General features: G+C 53.7%; 12 protein-coding genes. 11 read left to right on the top strand and 1 reads right to left on the bottom strand.

All coding sequences use genetic code 11. The annotated features are described in order from the left end of the window. The first annotated feature begins 147 nt into the window (after positions 1–147). From SFX18_15865 to SFX18_15900, 8 genes are all read left to right on the top strand, one after another. Positions 148–879 carry a hypothetical protein gene (locus SFX18_15865; GenBank protein MDX1964627.1) on the top strand — a complete coding sequence of 244 codons (732 nt, stop codon included), beginning with the start codon at positions 148–150 and terminating at the stop codon, positions 877–879. Between the two features lie 24 nt (positions 880–903). Continuing rightward, on the top strand, positions 904–1,965 hold the full coding sequence (locus SFX18_15870; protein MDX1964628.1) for a hypothetical protein: 1,062 nt from the start codon (positions 904–906) through the stop codon (positions 1,963–1,965). Between the two features lie 549 nt (positions 1,966–2,514). Continuing rightward, the gene (locus tag SFX18_15875) at positions 2,515–4,863 is read left to right on the top strand and encodes an RHS repeat-associated core domain-containing protein (protein MDX1964629.1); all 2,349 of its coding nucleotides are present in this window, start codon (positions 2,515–2,517) and stop codon (positions 4,861–4,863) included. Continuing rightward, on the top strand, positions 4,860–5,156 hold the full coding sequence (locus tag SFX18_15880) for a hypothetical protein (GenBank protein MDX1964630.1): 297 nt from the start codon (positions 4,860–4,862) through the stop codon (positions 5,154–5,156). The genes SFX18_15875 and SFX18_15880 overlap by 4 nt, the downstream gene beginning before the upstream one ends. A gap of 354 nt (positions 5,157–5,510) precedes the next feature. Further along, positions 5,511–5,903 (top strand): hypothetical protein, encoded by a 393-nt coding sequence (locus SFX18_15885; GenBank protein ID MDX1964631.1) that lies wholly within the window; start codon positions 5,511–5,513, stop codon positions 5,901–5,903. 423 nt (positions 5,904–6,326) lie between these two features. Then, positions 6,327–6,773 carry a peptide-methionine (R)-S-oxide reductase MsrB gene (msrB, locus tag SFX18_15890; GenBank protein ID MDX1964632.1) on the top strand — a complete coding sequence of 149 codons (447 nt, stop codon included), beginning with the start codon at positions 6,327–6,329 and terminating at the stop codon, positions 6,771–6,773. Between the two features lie 144 nt (positions 6,774–6,917). Then, the gene (locus SFX18_15895; protein MDX1964633.1) at positions 6,918–7,433 is read left to right on the top strand and encodes a hypothetical protein; all 516 of its coding nucleotides are present in this window, start codon (positions 6,918–6,920) and stop codon (positions 7,431–7,433) included. A gap of 7 nt (positions 7,434–7,440) precedes the next feature. Then, positions 7,441–7,638, top strand: a complete 198-nt coding sequence (locus SFX18_15900; GenBank protein MDX1964634.1) for a helix-turn-helix transcriptional regulator — start codon at positions 7,441–7,443, stop codon at positions 7,636–7,638. Positions 7,639–8,134: 496 nt separating this feature from the next. Here the strand turns inward: SFX18_15900 and SFX18_15905 are convergent, their stop codons facing one another. Beyond that, positions 8,135–13,189: a hypothetical protein gene (locus SFX18_15905; GenBank protein MDX1964635.1), complete on the bottom strand. Its 5,055-nt coding sequence runs from the start codon at positions 13,187–13,189 to the stop codon at positions 8,135–8,137. Positions 13,190–13,425: 236 nt separating this feature from the next. Here SFX18_15905 and tgt point away from each other — a divergent pair, with 236 nt between their 5' ends. The 3 genes from tgt to SFX18_15920 all read left to right on the top strand — a co-directional run bounded on the left by tgt (position 13,426) and on the right by SFX18_15920 (position 16,618). Next, on the top strand, positions 13,426–14,580 hold the full coding sequence (gene tgt / locus SFX18_15910; protein ID MDX1964636.1) for a tRNA guanosine(34) transglycosylase Tgt: 1,155 nt from the start codon (positions 13,426–13,428) through the stop codon (positions 14,578–14,580). A gap of 369 nt (positions 14,581–14,949) precedes the next feature. Beyond that, a complete protein-coding gene (hisH, locus tag SFX18_15915) occupies positions 14,950–15,570 on the top strand; it encodes an imidazole glycerol phosphate synthase subunit HisH (protein ID MDX1964637.1) in 621 nt (206 codons plus the stop codon). A 595-nt stretch (positions 15,571–16,165) separates the two neighbouring features. Further along, positions 16,166–16,618 carry a hypothetical protein gene (locus tag SFX18_15920; protein ID MDX1964638.1) on the top strand — a complete coding sequence of 151 codons (453 nt, stop codon included), beginning with the start codon at positions 16,166–16,168 and terminating at the stop codon, positions 16,616–16,618. The last annotated feature ends 96 nt before the right edge of the window (positions 16,619–16,714 follow it).

Genomic DNA, 16,714 nt, shown 5'->3' on the forward strand with positions numbered 1-16,714 from the left:
GCTGGAACTCCGTTCCCAGTGGCGTGGATGTCAGATACCCGCACCGCTAGTAACGTCCAGCCATGTTTTTTACAACCCCAATTCCCCCTGCGGGAAATTATTTTATTGACATAAATTGCGTTTCAGATTAGGGTCCGCCACAACAGCATGGCCGATGTAAATGAATCTATTTTAGTAACTCTTTTTATTCAAAATGTTAAAAACGATAATGATCTTGCTTTGGCCTACATAGAATATTTAGAGTCCTTGCCTGTAAAGCAATCCGATGCAGGTTTAGAAAATGCAAAACGGGAATTTGAACAAGGCACCCTACGCGATGCCGCCGCCCGTGCTAGATTTCTCATTGAGGAAGGCATTTCCGTACTCCCGGGTGGCGGCATTGTCATTAACCTGCACAATATCGCGGAAGGTGACTACGACAAAGCGGCTCTGGATATAGCCTTGCCATTTATCGCCAGCGCCGCGTTAAAGGCGGGAGGTAGAGTTGTTTTTGCGCTCAGTAGCAAATCAGATGAAGTCGTCGCGCTCACCACAGGACAAATTGAACACCTTAGAAAACTACCTTGTGAACAACGAAACCCAATTCTTAGGGAATTATTACAGCAAGGCGCAAAGAAAGATGGACTTGTAAAAGCGCTCCAAAAGATTCCAGTCTGTTTCGTGGGAGGAACAGAACTGCTCGTTCCAGTCCAATCTAATTCCGTTGCTGCCATTGATAACTTGGCTTTTCCGCAAGTTGACTTGACCTTGTCTTGGCAGATTGCTGTTGGAATTTCACTCGTTGCGGTGGGCATGGCCCTCAAGTATCAGCAACTTCATCGCCTGAAAAATGAAGTTGACCCTGCGCTTGCCAAACCGATTATCGTCGTCTTACAATAATTATTGCTCTTTCACCACTCGATTATGCCAACAATCACTTTTGTCCGCGTTCTAAGTTTAACCAGCTTTTTGTTGGGCTTGGGTCTCATTGTCCATGCGTTGTTGCCGCGTGGCGATGCGCTGGCCAATTTCGAAGCAACGCGGCATCAATTGGCAAACTGGGTTGATGCCCCATCTCAGCAGCCAGTGCACCTTGGCACGCAGACGATTGAAACTATCCAGGTGGGCCAGCGGGTCATCAGTGACGATCCGACATTACAACTGGTCAACGCGACCGGTGTCGATCCGGCGACTTGGCGCAAGCTGCGACTAACAGCGTTGCAAGTCTGGGCAGACGGCACGCGCGATCATTGGGAAATTGTCACGCTACAGCCACTCACTTGGATCGAGCGGCATCAACTTTCAGTTGGCGTCTTAGCTCCCATCCCGCTCGATCTAGAGGAGATGGGCGCGCCCGACGATCTGCGCGCAGTCGTCGCCTCGATTGAGCCGTGCCCCGTCATTCCAACCGGACCGGGCCGCGTGGTACTAACGACGGTGAATCACCTGAACCCGGAGATTCACGAGTTGACATTCCGCGACGCACGGCAGCGGCACACAAGCGTGCAAACCACGCGGCATCATAAATTCTTTAAGCCGGTGTCGCAGACCTGGCACTCGACTTATGAGCTACAACCGGGCGACGTGGTCGGCGGTTTGAAAGGCGACTTGACGATTGTCGGCAATCGCCGACTCCCTGGCGTCAAACGGGTGTACAACCTTACCGTCGAAGGCGAGCATGTATATCATGTCACTATGCTGGGACTGCTCGCGCATAATAACGGGTGTAATAATGCACAGGCAATTGCTGACCACTTAGTTAGAGATAGTCCAGAACGATTTGGACGTGATCGCGGTAGCATCAGAAAGAAAGTCGAGAAAGTTATTAATTCTGGCACTACACAGCAAACTGCAAATGGTGCTATTATTAGTCATCATTCTGGACTTACTGTAATTCAACGTCCAGACGGCACAGGCACAATGGTACAAGATCCTAACCAAAATACCGCAAATAACTGGTTGTTTGATAATGGTGGTCCAAAATAACAAACATTTTTTCCAGGGGATTTATATGTTGTTTAATAGCGATGAATTACTGTTGACTAATCACGCAATTACTTGGATCTTAAATGTACCTGTCTATAAAGTTGCACCCATTGACATAACTGATCAAGATAATAGATTTATTCAGCAAATTGTCATGCCTATGATACGCAATGTGCGAAATAGCAATAGACCTTACGCGTTCGTTAATGCTAACTGCATGCGAAATGAAGATGTGGTAGTAATTGAAGATAATCCACGTTTAATGTCAACAATAATTCTTTGCATTATACGATTTTACGAAGAACTTAAGCATTCTCCTGACGAAATTAGGATTGTTACAACATTATCCTTAGAAGTCTTGGAGTCATTGGTTATTCGTATTAAAAGTAATATAAACATATGATGTATTGTAGCGGCGGCATGTGCCATAAATAGTGCCGAGCGTGGTTAGCCCAGGTTAAAAATCGGGTACCCAAAGAACTTGTTCCTTAGCCGCGCAGCGTCGGGAAGCATTTTTAGAATAGTTCGGCTATAACCAATAGGCTTCTTGTGCTGCGCACACTGGAACAAGTTCTAGTGCTATCCACTAATTACACTTCTTCCGGCCCGCTGCGGGATGTCTTTACGCAAACGTACGAGTACGACGCGCTCGCGCGGAATACCAAGATCATTGGCCAGCAGGGGGCGTCCGCGGCGTTTAACACGCTCACATACGCGTTTGACGCGCTCAACCGCATTACCACGCTGGCTAGCGTCGATGGGACGACGCAGCACAATTATGACGGCGCCGGTCAGTTGGTCTTTGCCGATCATACGGCGGCGGGGGGAAAGGTCCTGCCGACGGACGAGGGGTACACGCTGGACCTGAACGGCAACCGGACGCAAACCAACCGCGGCGGACTAAAGACGGTCGAGAACCACCTGCAAAACCGGGTCTATCGGGACGGGGATTTTGAGTACCAGCACAACGCCGAGGGGCAACTGGTCACCCGCTGGAGAATGGTCGGGGCCACGCGCACCAGCGAACGCGTGGAGAACGTCTACGACCCGCGTGGGCGGCAGACCCTGGCGACGCAGTTTAATTCATCGAATCAAAAGACGTACGAGGTCGCGTATGAGTATGACGCGTTTAATCGGCGGACGGCGCGGATTGAACGGACGTTCAATCCCGGGACCGGCGCATTGACGGGCGTCATTGTGGAACGGTTTGTGTATGACGGGACGGATGTTGTTTTGGATTTACGCGGTAGTGGCGCGACCGAATCCGCCGCCGAGGCCGCGCTGGTGGTTAAGACGCGGTACCTCTGGGCGGATCACGCGCGGTCTGGCGAGACAAGTCTCTTGCTCGCCCAAGAGGATGTTACCGGCACAACGCCAGTCGTGGCGAACGTCCTCTGGGCGTTTGTGGACCACCAAAGCACGCTGCGCGACCTGGTCCGGCTGAATGCGGGGACGTTCACGCTCTATTCAAGCGCGCACTACGTGTTTGATTCGTTTGGTCGGTTCATCACGGGCAAGGAAAACGGCGCAACGGTCACCACGCCCACGTTGACAAGGTATCTGTTTACCAGTCAGGAGTATGACACCCGGCTCCGCACGATTCATTACGGCGGTCGCGAGTACAACCCCGATTCCGGCAGGTTTACGACCGTTGATCCACTCGGCTTTGCCGCCGGGGATACCAACCTGCAACGCTATACGGGGAACGATCCGGTGAATCACACGGATCCTACGGGGATGCAAGTGCCATATGGTCCACAGCGACCTCCAAACCAAGTGCCTTTTGGTTCACAGCAGCCTCAAGAACCAACTGATGAACAACCGCCACCTGGAGCGGATGGTTACCATGGCTATGTTCCAAGCCCTGATGGGGGTTACAACTTAGAATTAACGCCAGATGTTGATCCAAGTGTTTTGAGGAATTTAGAACGCAATAAAAACTATAAACATCATCGCGGCCCCGTTTTACCAATTGGTCCAGACCCGGAATGCCAACCAGGTCGGCCTGCCACAAAAGAGGAGAAGGCTCTCGCACGTTTTATACTGGGTTTCATACCATACCTGGGCGAGGGACTGGATTGGATGGAGGTGATTACCGGCGAAGATGCGGCGACCGGCGAACCACTGACGCCGTTAGAACGAATCATTACCGGAGGAGCAGGTGTTCTACCTTTTGTGGGAGGATCCGCGGGACGATGGTTATTGAAAAAGTTTGTTGGCAAGGCGGATGAGGCCATCGAGGGAGCAAAAGATCTTGCTAAGGCAATTCCCGACAATACACCAAGTCCCGCGACACTGCCCCCAACGCCATCCCCGAAGAATTCCGTTACACCCTCGCCAAAGGGAAGCGGAACGGGTAGTATTCAGAATAATGCCACGCCCTCGGGGTCAAATGTCCCCGGTGCACCAAATCCGGCCACACCAGGCACTCCCGGACAGCCAAAAGCCGGCTCCGGAGCAAAACCCACGTCGCCGGAACTGGAGCCGTCCGGGACAAGCACAGCGGATAAAGCGCGGGAAGCGAAGACGGGCGCCGAGGCGAAGAATAGCGGGGGTGGAGGGCCGCAGAATCCGTCAGGCTCGTCAAATCCACCCAACAATAGTGGGGGCGGTTCGCCTGACCCCGAACCCAGATCTGCAGATGCGAAACCAAAAAAACCCAAAAATACGCATATTACAAAAACTGAATCTGAAGCTGCTGCTATGGCGGAAGCATGGAAACAAGGTCAAACCACACGTCCATTAATTGATCGTGCAACTGGAAAAGTAATAGGGGAGATCACAGAAGATGGTAAGAGAGTCATTAGATACCCACATTCGGATAAAGGAACTCCTCAGCTTCACTGGAACTTAGAAGACAAAACGACTGGCGAAAACATTCATGTGGTGATTCAATGATGATTACAAGTTTTTACTATCTTTCATACCCAGATTCACTTCCAACCGATGAATTGGTGGCGGCAAGTGAGGTTTATGTTGAAGTTTCAGAAACTGAAGGAAGTATTGAACACTTTGATCACACTTACGCTATTCAGGTCTGTACAATTGAATACATTAGACAACAACTTGGCAATCAACTTTGTTTTTATGCTAAGTCGATTATAGTTGTAGAGCGATTTTCAGACGATGTTATCAAGTTAGCATTAGAGTCTGTCTTATCAAAAATTGATGAAATTGCGATCAAGAAATAGCGGGTTGCCCTCGGCGGCGTAGCACAGGCGAAATATTCTTTTTTAAAACCACGCCCTGTGCCAAAATTAGTGCAACACTAAAAATGACGCAATCGAATCTGAAAAATCGTAAGCCTAACGAGGTGGATACGCCGTTACTCGCTTCCGACCTATGCAGAAATTGCAAACATACCACCTCACACGAACGCCGAATCACGGATTTTCCTGCGCGACGCGGTCCAGAACACGACCGAATGGACGTTCGACCGCCGCAACCGCCTGGCCGCCGACACGGTCACGCTGACGGAAACGGACGCCACCAACAACCCGACGGGCGCTATCATCCAGCGGCAGCGGCTGTTTGCCTATGACGACCTGGACCGCTTGACCGAGCGGACCGACCGGAACGGCGCGGCCCGGCAGTGGGAATACGACCGGCTGTCGCGCACGACCAAGGAAAACTGGAAGACCGCCGCCGGGGGTTCCTTTGCCGGGAAGTACGAATTTAGCCACGACCTGGCCGACCAATTGACCGAGGTCCGGCTGAATACTGGTTCCGCCGTAAACCCCACGCACGCCTTCACTTACGATAAGCGTGGCCGCGTCACGGAGCAAACCCAGCGGGTCGGCGCGCGGGCGTTTAACAGTTCGCAAACATTTGACGACCTGGACCGCAGAAAAACCCTGGCGCTGCAATCGACCGTAGGCGGCACGGGGTTCCCGCCCACGGGGGGCGCGGTGACGGCGGATTTTAAGAATTTTTACTAGTACGACGCATGTCGCCTGTTGTCCCAGCGAGCGTTTCCATCCTGAGCTATTGCTTTATGTTCACCCCCTTGCCAGTAGCATGGGCCAGAGCATTAATCACCGAGTCATGGATTCGTTGACGGGTCTCGTTGTCGAGGCAGTGCCAGTTGGCTATAATTTGTAATAGAACAGGGCAAGTACCCGCTGACGGTGAAGCTTTTTGGGAAGGTGGAGACGGGGCAAAATTTTCACTTTCGCCGCAAGTCCCACTGGGACAATCACTTGCAGAATTTATCTGGGCCGGATATGCAGGTACTTTTAATCCGTGGGTCGTGGGTTCAAGTCCCGCCGGGCTCAGTTGAGGATATTTAGAGTTATTTGCCGATTTTTTGATAGGTGCCCCGCCTCCGCGGGGTTTTTTTATGACTTTGAGGGTGTACTACCATGCGCAATGTTTCATCCACCGGATATGACTTGTCACCCCTCACTGAAGAGGAACATGCCAACTTAGTGGAACAGCTTTCACCCGAGGAACGTCGGGTGCTACTGCACCAGGGGACCGAGCATCCCTTTTGCGGTGCTTTATTGGGCAATAAAGAAGCTGGAGTTTACCACTGCCGTCTGTGCGGGTTGCCGCTGTTTGAATCGGGGTCCAAGTTCGAATCCGGCACGGGATGGCCCAGCTTTAACGCGCCCTTCGATCCGCAGCATATTCGCGAGGTTTCTGACATTAGCCACGGGATGGTTCGGACGGAAATCCGCTGCCACCGCTGCAATGGCCACCTGGGCCATGTCTTTCCCGACGGTCCCCCGCCAACGGGACGGCGGTACTGCCTGAATTCGGTTTCACTTTATTTTGTGGCTGATAAAGCAGGGCCAAGCAAAAATTAAGGACGCAAACCAGACGGCATCTTTTTCAGAAGAAATATTTATTGGCTTTTGCCAATAATCTTTGCAAAAGGCGAATGTAATCTATACAAGACATTTTGTTTTGTGTAAATTACATTTTCTGTCCTTTTAACCGGGAGTATTGCAATGAGCTTTCATGAAAAGAGCGCTTGGGCTTGTTTTTGGGGAATTGCGGTGGTGTTTGGGGGATATTTTTGGCTGGTATGGCAAGCGCCGCTGGCGTTTGTGTTTTTGTTGGCCGGGGCGGTTCTGGTTTTGACCGCGGTATTGGTGGCATTTCATGTGGTAAATGCCCTGGCAACGCGCACAATACGGCAAACGGGCGATACTCCGCCGCTCGATGAGCGCGATCGGCTGATCGAACTGCGGGCGGCCAAATTCTCGGCGGGGGTTTTGGCGGCGGTGGTGGTGATTTGGTCGTGCACTGCCTTATTGCTTCTGCCAGCTATCAGTTTGGAACAACTTGCGGTCGCCCAGGCCGCAGCCGAGTTCCCCTCGGCTGGGGCCAATCCGCAATCACTTTCCCTGCCGCTCTTACCCGTGCTGAATGGCATCCAACTGTTGTTTGCGGGCTTTGTATTGGCCAATCTGGCCTATTACGGCGGAATTGTGGCTGGGTATCGGGGTTTGCGGCATGGATAAGTTAACGATCCGCAATCGCATCCGCGAGTTACGGTTTCAAAATAAAGAGATGACCCAGCAAGCCCTGGCCGATCAGGTAGGGATTTCACGCCAGACGGTGATTGCCCTGGAGCAGCGCACGTATTATCCGTCGTTGGAGCTGGCCTTTCGCATCGCCGCGGCCTTTCAGTTGCCTCTGACCGAGGTTTTTTGGTGTGAAAAATAATTTACATAGCGAGAGCTTCAGCCCGTAACCCCAGGGAACTATAACCACGGGTTCGGGAGTCTGACGCGATGAGAACGTATTTTGGCTAATGGGCGATAGTTCGCGGCTGACTCCCGTCCCCCTGCGCTATAGTGAGGGGGACGGGAGAGCCTGGCGAGGGATGGTGAGTGGCGGTTGAAAGCTGTTAGCGCCAGCCACTCCCGACTCCTGGGCTACATGCAAACCGCATCATGAATCGGGCCGTTGGCCCTGCCAATGAACTCCCATATTGACCTAGGGCGGCGCTGCGCTTGCCCTAGGCTGGGATAGGTCGGGCCTTTGGCCCACATAGATAGAATTCACCAAGGAATAAACTTCACTCAGTGCAAATTATTTAACGGTTTGTACTACAGAAAACAAAACCGCTCTGGGGCCCGCTGGTGCTATCTCACCAGCAGGCCTACCGCGAAGTCGCAATCATCGCCGCTAATCCGGGATCAACAGTGTTTAATACAGTTTAGCCAAAATCCTGCACGTTCAAGTTGGGATTGCCAAAGGCGTTATAGCTGTCGGTGCCGGACCCGCCGTTAAGCGTCCCTTTCTTTTTGATCAGGATAAAGTCGTCGATCGTCACCTGGTCATCGCCCGATCCCAACAGGCCAAAGAACTCGTCAAAGGCGTTATTGCCAATGGTGACTTTGTCATTGCCGCTGCCGCCGTCCAAGAGCAGCTTCTTGGCGATGTTGCCGCCGGACGTGCCATTCACATGCTTGCCCAGGATGATGGTATCGTTGCCCGATCCGCCCAAGAGCGCCAGTTGGTCCGCCACGATGCTGGACGCAAAGAGCAGGTAATCATCCTCCGAACCGCCGTCAAGCGTGGCGAATTTGGCAAAGTTGTTGGTATCGACGGCGAGCGTGTCGTAGCCCGCGCCGCCAAACGCGACAAAGGCGTCCTGAAACGCGCTGATAAAGACATTGATAAAGTCGTTCCCCTTGGCCCCGTCGATCGTGACTTCGCGGTAGGCAATGTGATACCCCAGGTTGACAATGTCGTCATCGTTATCGGTGACGATGCTCATCGCGCCCGAGGTGGACCAGTACGTGGTCATGGTGTCGTTGCCATTTCCCAGGTTAAAGTCCCAAATCGCCTCGCCAAAGGTGCGGATAAAGTCCGCGCAGTCATTACCATCGCCGCCGTCAAAATGAATATTCTGGTTCAAGTTAACCGAGCCAGCCGCGATCGCCGCATCCAGACCCATTTGCGTGGTGATGTCCGGGAATAGACCGGAGCCGGACTGCAACTGATCATCGCCATCGCCGCCGAACATGAGGAAGTTGTCCAGCGAGATGTTATTAAACTGAAAGAAGTCATCCCCCCCTTTGGCATAGACCAGGATGTTCTTAACGCCGGCAAATGACTGCGGCAAGAACAGCGGATCTCCGTTGAGCGTGGTCCCCAGCGGATAGACCAAGATATCGCCATTTGCCGCCTGGGTCAGGGAAATGCCGTTGGCCAGGTCATCCCCCGTCAGGATTAAGTCATGCCCATGCTGTTCGCTGGTGACATTCCCCATAAAATTGAGCAGAATTTCAATATGAATAAAGTTGATCGGCATTTTATTGGTAAAGGTCCACATGCCGATGCCGTCCGGCGGGCCGGAAAACTTGAGCCGTTTGCCCGTCGTCCCCGTAAAGTCCACGAACAGCGAATCCCCCCCCGCCGGATCGCCAAAACCGGGATTTAGCCCGTCGATATTGAACGTCGCAATATCGCTGGGCGTGATGTCAAAACGATTGGGGCTAGGTCCGCCGATGAGGTTGATCGTTTCGATGCTCACCAGATCCAGCATCATGCCATCGGTCGTGGTAATCTGGCTGTCACTGGCGACAAAGTCCTCGTCCTTGGTCACGGTGATGGTGTCCGACCCGCCTGCGCCGTTGATGACGCCCATACCGGTCCAGGTGGTGACCTCAAACAGGTTGTTGGCAGCCCCGCCGGTGAGGAGCGCGCTTTCGATGCTGACCAGCGTCATCATCAGGCCGTCGGTCGCCGTGAGGAGCGTGTCGGAGAGGGTGAAGTTTTGATTTTTGGCGGCGATAACGGGGTCTTTGCTTGGGCCAACGCCATCCAGGGTCCCCATGCCGGTCCAGCCACTAACGTTAAAGCTGTTTTGGCTGGCCCCGCCGGTAAGGAGGGCGTTTTCGATACTCAGCAGGTCCACATCCAGTCCATCGGTTGCGGTGAGCAGTAAATTGGTCAGCGTGTAACTAACATCGCGGGTGGCCTGCACGGTGTCTTTGTCGCCGCCGCCGTTGATCGTGCCGGTCAGAAATCCGGTCGAGCCAAAGTCAAACAGGTCGGTCTGGCTGCCGCCGATGAGATTGCCAATGGAGTTAAAGAAAACCAGGTTATTGATGTTGCCATCGTTGGTGCCATCAATGGTCCAGGTGCTAGCGACATTCCGATGAAACAAATTATCCAGCCCGCCGTCGGCGTTCAGCCGCAGGATCGGAGTGGCGTCGGTGACGCGAAAATTATCACTGCCGGAACCGGTGTTAATCACAATCTCGCCATTTTGTAAACCGGTGTAATTGACCACGCCGCAATCGCCGAACAAATTGTCGCTCGCCCCGGCCCCGACGGTGGACGCATCGATGGTCACGTCGGTGATGAAGGTCTCGTCCCGATCATTAATTCGCAGGCTGTCCCCGGCATTCCCGCCGGCATCGACATTGACTGTAAAAGTAACAAAATCCACCGTGCCGCCATCGGCGTTGCCGTTGGAATCGATGCGAATGGTGTCCGCCCCCCCCAGGCCAACGAAGCTTACCTGCTGGAACAATCCTAATTCAAACGTTTGCACGTTCCCTAGGCCGTCACTAACTTGCAATCGATTGGGATTGTCGGGTTGTAATTGCAGGAACATGGTGTTGTTGCCGCCGTTCCCGGTCACCGTCAGACTGGCGCCGTTGGGCAGGCTGGCCGAGACATCGGCAATTGTCCAGGCGCCACGGCCATACGTTCCCGCCACGATGGTATCGCCATAGACTTGCAAATCTTGGACGATCGTGTTGGGCATATTGTTACCGTACTCGGTCCAGGTTTTATCGGGACAGAGGGGATTCACTAGGTAACGATACACACCGCCGCGCCCGCCGACAACGGGAATGACGCCGTCGTCGACACCCGGATTGGGATCCCACAACGAAAGCGAACGAATCTCGCTGGAGAGTGTTCCCAGGTTGTCCGTGATATCGGTAAACGTGGTTCCACCGTCGGTTGTTTCCCAGATTTGGTTCCCTTGCAGCACATATGTGTGTTGCCAGTTGTCCGGGTTCAGGACAATATCCGACACTTGCCCCGCGCCGCCGGTAAAGATCTGGGTAAAGGCTGCGGCCCCTTCTCCCCGCACAAAGAGTTGCCCCCCTTGCGTTCCCACCCAGGCGATTTCCGGGTAAGCCACCCCCGCTCGAAACCCGCCATAGGCCAGCGCGCGGGCTTGGCCGGTCATGGCCGGGGGGGTGACATCAACAACAATATCCCCCGCGTTGCCGGCGTTATTATTATCCTCATACACGCCTGTCCGCGCCACCAGCATCAATCGCGCGTCGGTGGCATTCAGCACAAATGGATTCAACGAAGCCCCCGCAGCTTGGTCGGCGGCGTTTAGCCCACTGCGGGCCGTACCAGGTGTGGCGGGGGCGGCTAATTGCACCACGTCCGTCGCGCCGACCTGGTTGTTGGCATTGTCAAACACCCGCCGTTGAAACGAGGTAAAAGTGTTCCCCACGGTATAGCGGACGGTGGAGTTTGCTATGGATGTGTTATCCGCCGCAGTAAAAAAGCCGTCCCCCTGGGTGATTTGTTCCCAGGTGGTGCTATTGGCGGCGGATTGTTCGGCGGTGCCCGTGTCTTGAAAACCGCCAAAAATCACGTTGTTGGTCGTATCCAGGCTAATTGTCCAAAACTCGGCAACTGACAAATTGCCATTCATCGAGGTCCAGGCCCCCGCGTTGGAGGTGGGGTTATCGCGACGATAGACGCCCCCGTCATCCGCCTCGACAATGTCGCCATTGGCGTCAAACACCATCTCGCGCGAGTCGGCGTGCGGACCGCTATTTCCCCCGGCAAAATTGTCAGTGATGGGCGTCCATTGTGGCGAGGGAATGGCCGCCGGGCCGCCGGGAGCGATCGAACGGTCGCCGCGCCACAGATTGCCCGTAAAGTTATTCCCCCCTATGGGATTGGGAAAAGGGCCATCCTGCCGGTCACCACCCACCCAGACCAAATTGGGGTCTGTGGGCGACGCCACAATGGAAAAGTGAATGCGTCCCTGCGAACCTGGCTTATCGGTGGGATTGGTTCCCACGATTTCCTGCCAGTTGCCCCCTCCGCCATATGCGCCGTTACCAGTGCTCCCAACCAGGTCAAACGTGTTGGCTGTTACATTGGCGATGACAAAATCGCCATTGGCGGCCGTGTTGCCGGTTACACCGGAGATACGCACCCGATCCCCGTTGCTCAGGCCGTGACCGTTGGCGGTAATAGTAATGGGCGCGGTATTGGAAGCATTGGTCAGTGGTTGGGCTGCTTCCAATATTTGCGGCACATCCATCGCCGTCCAAGTTGTCCCCTGATCAGTGGTAAATGTTACCGCCGCCAGACGTCCGTTATTTACCGTCCCCACATACAAAACATTATTTCCCGCGCTATTATGCAGGGCAAATTCCACATTGGTCGTCGCGCCGGTGATTTGCTGCAGGGCATTGCTAACATTCGTCCAGATGGGGGTCGCAGCGCTGGCATCTTCGGTTCGATAGACACCAAACGAGCCCGCAACATAAAAGCGATTTAAATTCGCTGGATCGCCAATCAGATCAAAGTTCCCCCCGTTGGGCAGTCCCCCCGTGCCGCTGAGGCTTTGAAAGGTGTCGCCATTATCAGTGCTGCGAAACAACCCATTAGTCCCCGACACCAATAAATATGCATCGCGCGCCGCCACGCCAGAAGCGTCCTGCCCAGCGATCGCACCCCCTAGTTGCCGGAATGTGGGATTGGCCGCCAGGGCATTTGTCGAAATCAGCGCCCCCGTGCGATCACCATCAGCCGAGCCTAGTGCGTCAAATCCGCCGGCCGCATAACCGCCGATCCCCACCAGCAACACGTTGGTGTTGCTGGGATTGAAGTCCATTGCCCCGATTGATAGCGACTGAAATGTATCCGTCAACGGCGTCCAGGTGGGATTGGCAGCGGTGGAATTTTGTGTCCGCCAGACACCCCCATTGCTACCACCTGCAAAGATGATGTCTGCATTTGTCGGATGCGCGGCCAGGGCATGTACCGAACCTGTGACGGGATTATCAGTGATGCCAACAGTTTGCCCGCCGGTGATGGGGCTAGGTCCTTGATCAATCCAGGCGGGAACATTTGTCACGCTAATGGCCAAAGCAATGCGCGATTCCAGCATTTCGACCCCCCGGGACACGTGGTTACGCCGGGTGCGCCGCGGAGAATTGCTTTTGCGAAAGAAACGGGTCCAACTGTTGGCAAAGAGTTGTGCGCGGGACATAACAATAATTCCTTGGAAGTCATCGATGAAAAATGTATGCAAAAAATCAGCTTCTGCTATAACATCTTTCCTAGACTGCGTAAAGCATTTATCTTGTTTATTTTGTATTTGGATAATTGAGTATATTTCTGTAAAATTAATTCCACTTACTTGAATCCAAAACCTTTCGAGCTAGCCAAGAATATTTCTAAGCTATTATCTTGCTTGACTTTATAACAATGGCCTAGTGCTCATCCATGTCTTTTCACTTTGCCTTGCACGCCCAGGAGACACAGTATTTAACGAGTGACGGTTCTAAACAACAAACCACGCTGACGGCGCGTCGCGGGACTTTTTCCACTCCGCATGGCTCGGTCGAAACCCCCGCCTTTATGCCGGTGGGCACGCAGGGAACGGTCAAGGGAATCACGCTCGATCAACTACGGGCCACCGGCGCGCAGATGATCCTGGGCAATACCTACCATCTCTCGCTGCGGCCGGGCGAGGAGGTCATCCGCCAACTGGGGGGCCTGCATGGCTTTACCGGCTGGGAAGGGCCAATTTTGACCGACAGCGGCGGCTTTCAGCTTTTTAGCCTGGCTGAAATGTGCAAAGTCACCGAAGAACGGGCAACGTTCAAATCCCACCTGGACGGCAGCAAGATCGAGCTTTCCCCTGAACGGGCAGTCGCCATCCAGCAAGGCCTCGGCAGCGATGTCATGATGATTCTGGATCATGTGGTGGCCCTCCCCTGCTCCGCCGAGGTCATCCACGACGCCACGCTGCGCTCAATCCGCTGGGCCAGACGTTGCCAAAACGCCCAAACCAGCGCGAACCAGGCCCTGTTTGCGATTGTCCAAGGGGGACTAGACGCGGATTTGCGGATGTTTTGCGCGCGGGAAATGGGGGCGATGGACTTTATCGGCTATGCGGTCGGCGGGTTGAGCGTGGGCGAAGCGCCGGCGGAAATGTACCGCATCCTCGAAGCCACCACGCCTTGCTTGCCGGTGGAAAAGCCGCGGTACCTGATGGGCGTGGGTCGGCCGATTGATTTGCTGGAGGGGATCCGCCGCGGAATTGATTTGTTTGATTGTGTGATGCCGACGCGAAACGGCCGCAACGCGCTGGCGTTTACGGACTATGGCGCGGTGCGGATCAAAAACCGCAAATACCTGGTTGATCCGAGTCCGCTGGAGGACCATTGCCCCTGTCCCGCCTGCCGCCATAGCAAGAGCTACCTGAGGCACCTGTTTCATGCGGAGGAAATGCTGGGACCGATTTTATTATCGCTGCACAATTTGTATTATTACCAGCGCTTGATGCGCGATGCGCGAGAGGCGATCATCGCGGGAACGTTCGAAGACTTTTATGCGCAAAAAATCGCGGGCTGGCAACGCGAGTTTACAATGTAGCAGGCACGGTCCCCGTGCCGTAAAGACAATGTAGCCATCTCAGTCCCTGAGATGAACAGCGTAGCAGACACGGTCGTCGTGCCGTAAAGACAATGTAGCCATCTCAGTCCCTGAGATGAAAAGCGTAGCCGACACGGTCCCCGTGCCGTAAGCATTCGCAATTAATTCCAGACGAGAACACAGATGCCACAGATCAGACTGATTTACACAGATTGAAGATCATGATGTGATGCCTGATCTGCGCAAATCTGCTCAATCTGTCAAATCTGTGTTCCATTCTACCACATCACCAAAAACCAAATTCCAAAAACCAAACTCCCCTCGCCCCCCTCCACTCCTCCAAACTCCACTCTTCCATCCTCCCCCCACATGCTCGCCATCATCGACTATCAAATGGGCAACCTCCGTAGCGTCCAAAAAGGTTTTGAGCGCGTGGGCGTGTCGGCCACGATCATCAACCAGCCCGATTTGATCCGTACAGCCGACCGGATCGTGCTGCCGGGGGTCGGGGCGTTTGGCGACGCCATGGCCGAGCTTCGCCGCCGCGAACTGATCGAACCGATCCGCGAACATATCCTCGCGGGGAAGCCGTTTCTGGGGATCTGCCTGGGCCTGCAAATGCTCTTTGACGTGGGACACGAAGGAGGCCAATTCGCCGGTGACACGCAGGAGGGACTGGGTATCATTCCCGGCGAAGTCCGGCGATTTGAACTGCCCACGGAATACAAGGTGCCGCACATGGGCTGGAACGGCCTGGCCATCCGCCGCCGCTGCCCCGTACTGCGGGATATTCCCGATGGAGAGCGGTTTTACTTTGTGCACTCGTACTACGTGGCCCCGCGCGACGCGGGGGTCATCGCCACCGAAACCGACTACGGCGGCAACTTTTGCTCGAGCATCTGGCACGAAAACATCTTCGCCACCCAATTCCACCCCGAAAAAAGCCAATCCCGCGGGCTGGAGTTGTTAAAGAACTTTGCGGCGTGGTGAAGTAGGTCACCGTCCGCCGGACGGGACAGAATTTCCGTAGGTCTCCGCCCGCCGGGCGGGACGATAGCGTTGCTCGTAGGTCCGACCCGCCGGACGGAACAGCATTTCCGTAGGTCACCGTCCGCCGGACGGGACGAGGCGTAGCGATTAAACTAACAAACATGGTTAAAAGCAGCGCTGTCCAACGCTTTTGCCGGGAACAAAAATACACAGCAAATTCGCCCGGCGGGCAGGATCTACTTATTTCCGTCCGCCATGCGGGACAGCATTTCCGTAGGTCTCCGTCCGCCGTACGGGACAAAAGCATTGCTCGTAATGGGGGACCAGCCGCATCACGGGTGGCCAGACCAAAAAGCCTTATCGGCGTAGCCCCACCTTTTTGGTGGACATCGCTTGAATTATTCGAGTTGTGTTAGAGACTGGTCAAAAAAAGGCCGAAATGTTAGGGTTTAGTAAACTTTAGCAAATCTTTCCAACTTTTCGATTTTCTTGTTCCTAAAAGTCTTAAAATGGTGCCTATGTAAATAGGGTAATTGAACGCCCTAATGCTTCATCACGTGTTTGCTTAAATGCCACATTGTTAGGACTCTCGCTTATGTTGACTCAAAAATTGATCTGGACATTCTATTTGTTCCTCTTGGGTAGCTTTACCTTCGCCTGTCGTATATCACTCGCTATCGAGATAACGGCAGAAACCGACATACTTGCATATACGGAGTCAAGAAGTGTAGTCGATGATCCACCTAAATTAATTGGCAAGGGAAATAATATATCACTGAAAGCGACTGCTCAGGTAAATCTTGATCATGCATACAATATGTATAATCTTGCTCCTATTTCAGGCAGTCTAAAAGCAGAATTTAATGCGACAGCCAATGCCATGACTGTTAGCAGAAAAACTCAGGGAGAAGTTACTTACAATGCCAAATTAGAAGTTATAGTTGCTCCAGAGTGGCAGTGGTTCAATTATGCTGGTGGTTATGCTGAGCATTACGGTGGTGCTACTGGCGGACATCAAACTCAAACGCAACGCGGGTTTAGGAGCTAGCGTAAAAAACTTCGTGGGCGGTTTGGAAGCCCAGGCATTCGCGGGGTCTGTGGTTGATAAGATCTTGGACCCGGCGGACCTCTTGCGGAGTGACGT

The sequence above is a fragment of the Pirellulales bacterium genome (assembly GCA_033762255.1).
In the GTDB taxonomy this organism is placed as follows: Bacteria; Planctomycetota; Planctomycetia; order Pirellulales; family JALHPA01; genus JANRLT01.

What these genes read in the sequence shown, in the direction of transcription:
- msrB (MDX1964632.1), top strand. Translation starts at nt 6,327, where the DNA reads ATGCGCAATGTTTCATCCACCGGATATGACTTGTCACCCCTCACTGAA.
- SFX18_15905 (MDX1964635.1), bottom strand. Translation starts at nt 13,189, where the DNA reads ATGTCCCGCGCACAACTCTTTGCCAACAGTTGGACCCGTTTCTTTCGC.
- SFX18_15870 (MDX1964628.1), top strand. Translation starts at nt 904, where the DNA reads ATGCCAACAATCACTTTTGTCCGCGTTCTAAGTTTAACCAGCTTTTTG.
- hisH (MDX1964637.1), top strand. Translation starts at nt 14,950, where the DNA reads ATGCTCGCCATCATCGACTATCAAATGGGCAACCTCCGTAGCGTCCAA.
- SFX18_15880 (MDX1964630.1), top strand. Translation starts at nt 4,860, where the DNA reads ATGATGATTACAAGTTTTTACTATCTTTCATACCCAGATTCACTTCCA.
- SFX18_15920 (MDX1964638.1), top strand. Translation starts at nt 16,166, where the DNA reads ATGTTGACTCAAAAATTGATCTGGACATTCTATTTGTTCCTCTTGGGT.
- tgt (MDX1964636.1), top strand. Translation starts at nt 13,426, where the DNA reads ATGTCTTTTCACTTTGCCTTGCACGCCCAGGAGACACAGTATTTAACG.
- SFX18_15865 (MDX1964627.1), top strand. Translation starts at nt 148, where the DNA reads ATGGCCGATGTAAATGAATCTATTTTAGTAACTCTTTTTATTCAAAAT.
- SFX18_15895 (MDX1964633.1), top strand. Translation starts at nt 6,918, where the DNA reads ATGAGCTTTCATGAAAAGAGCGCTTGGGCTTGTTTTTGGGGAATTGCG.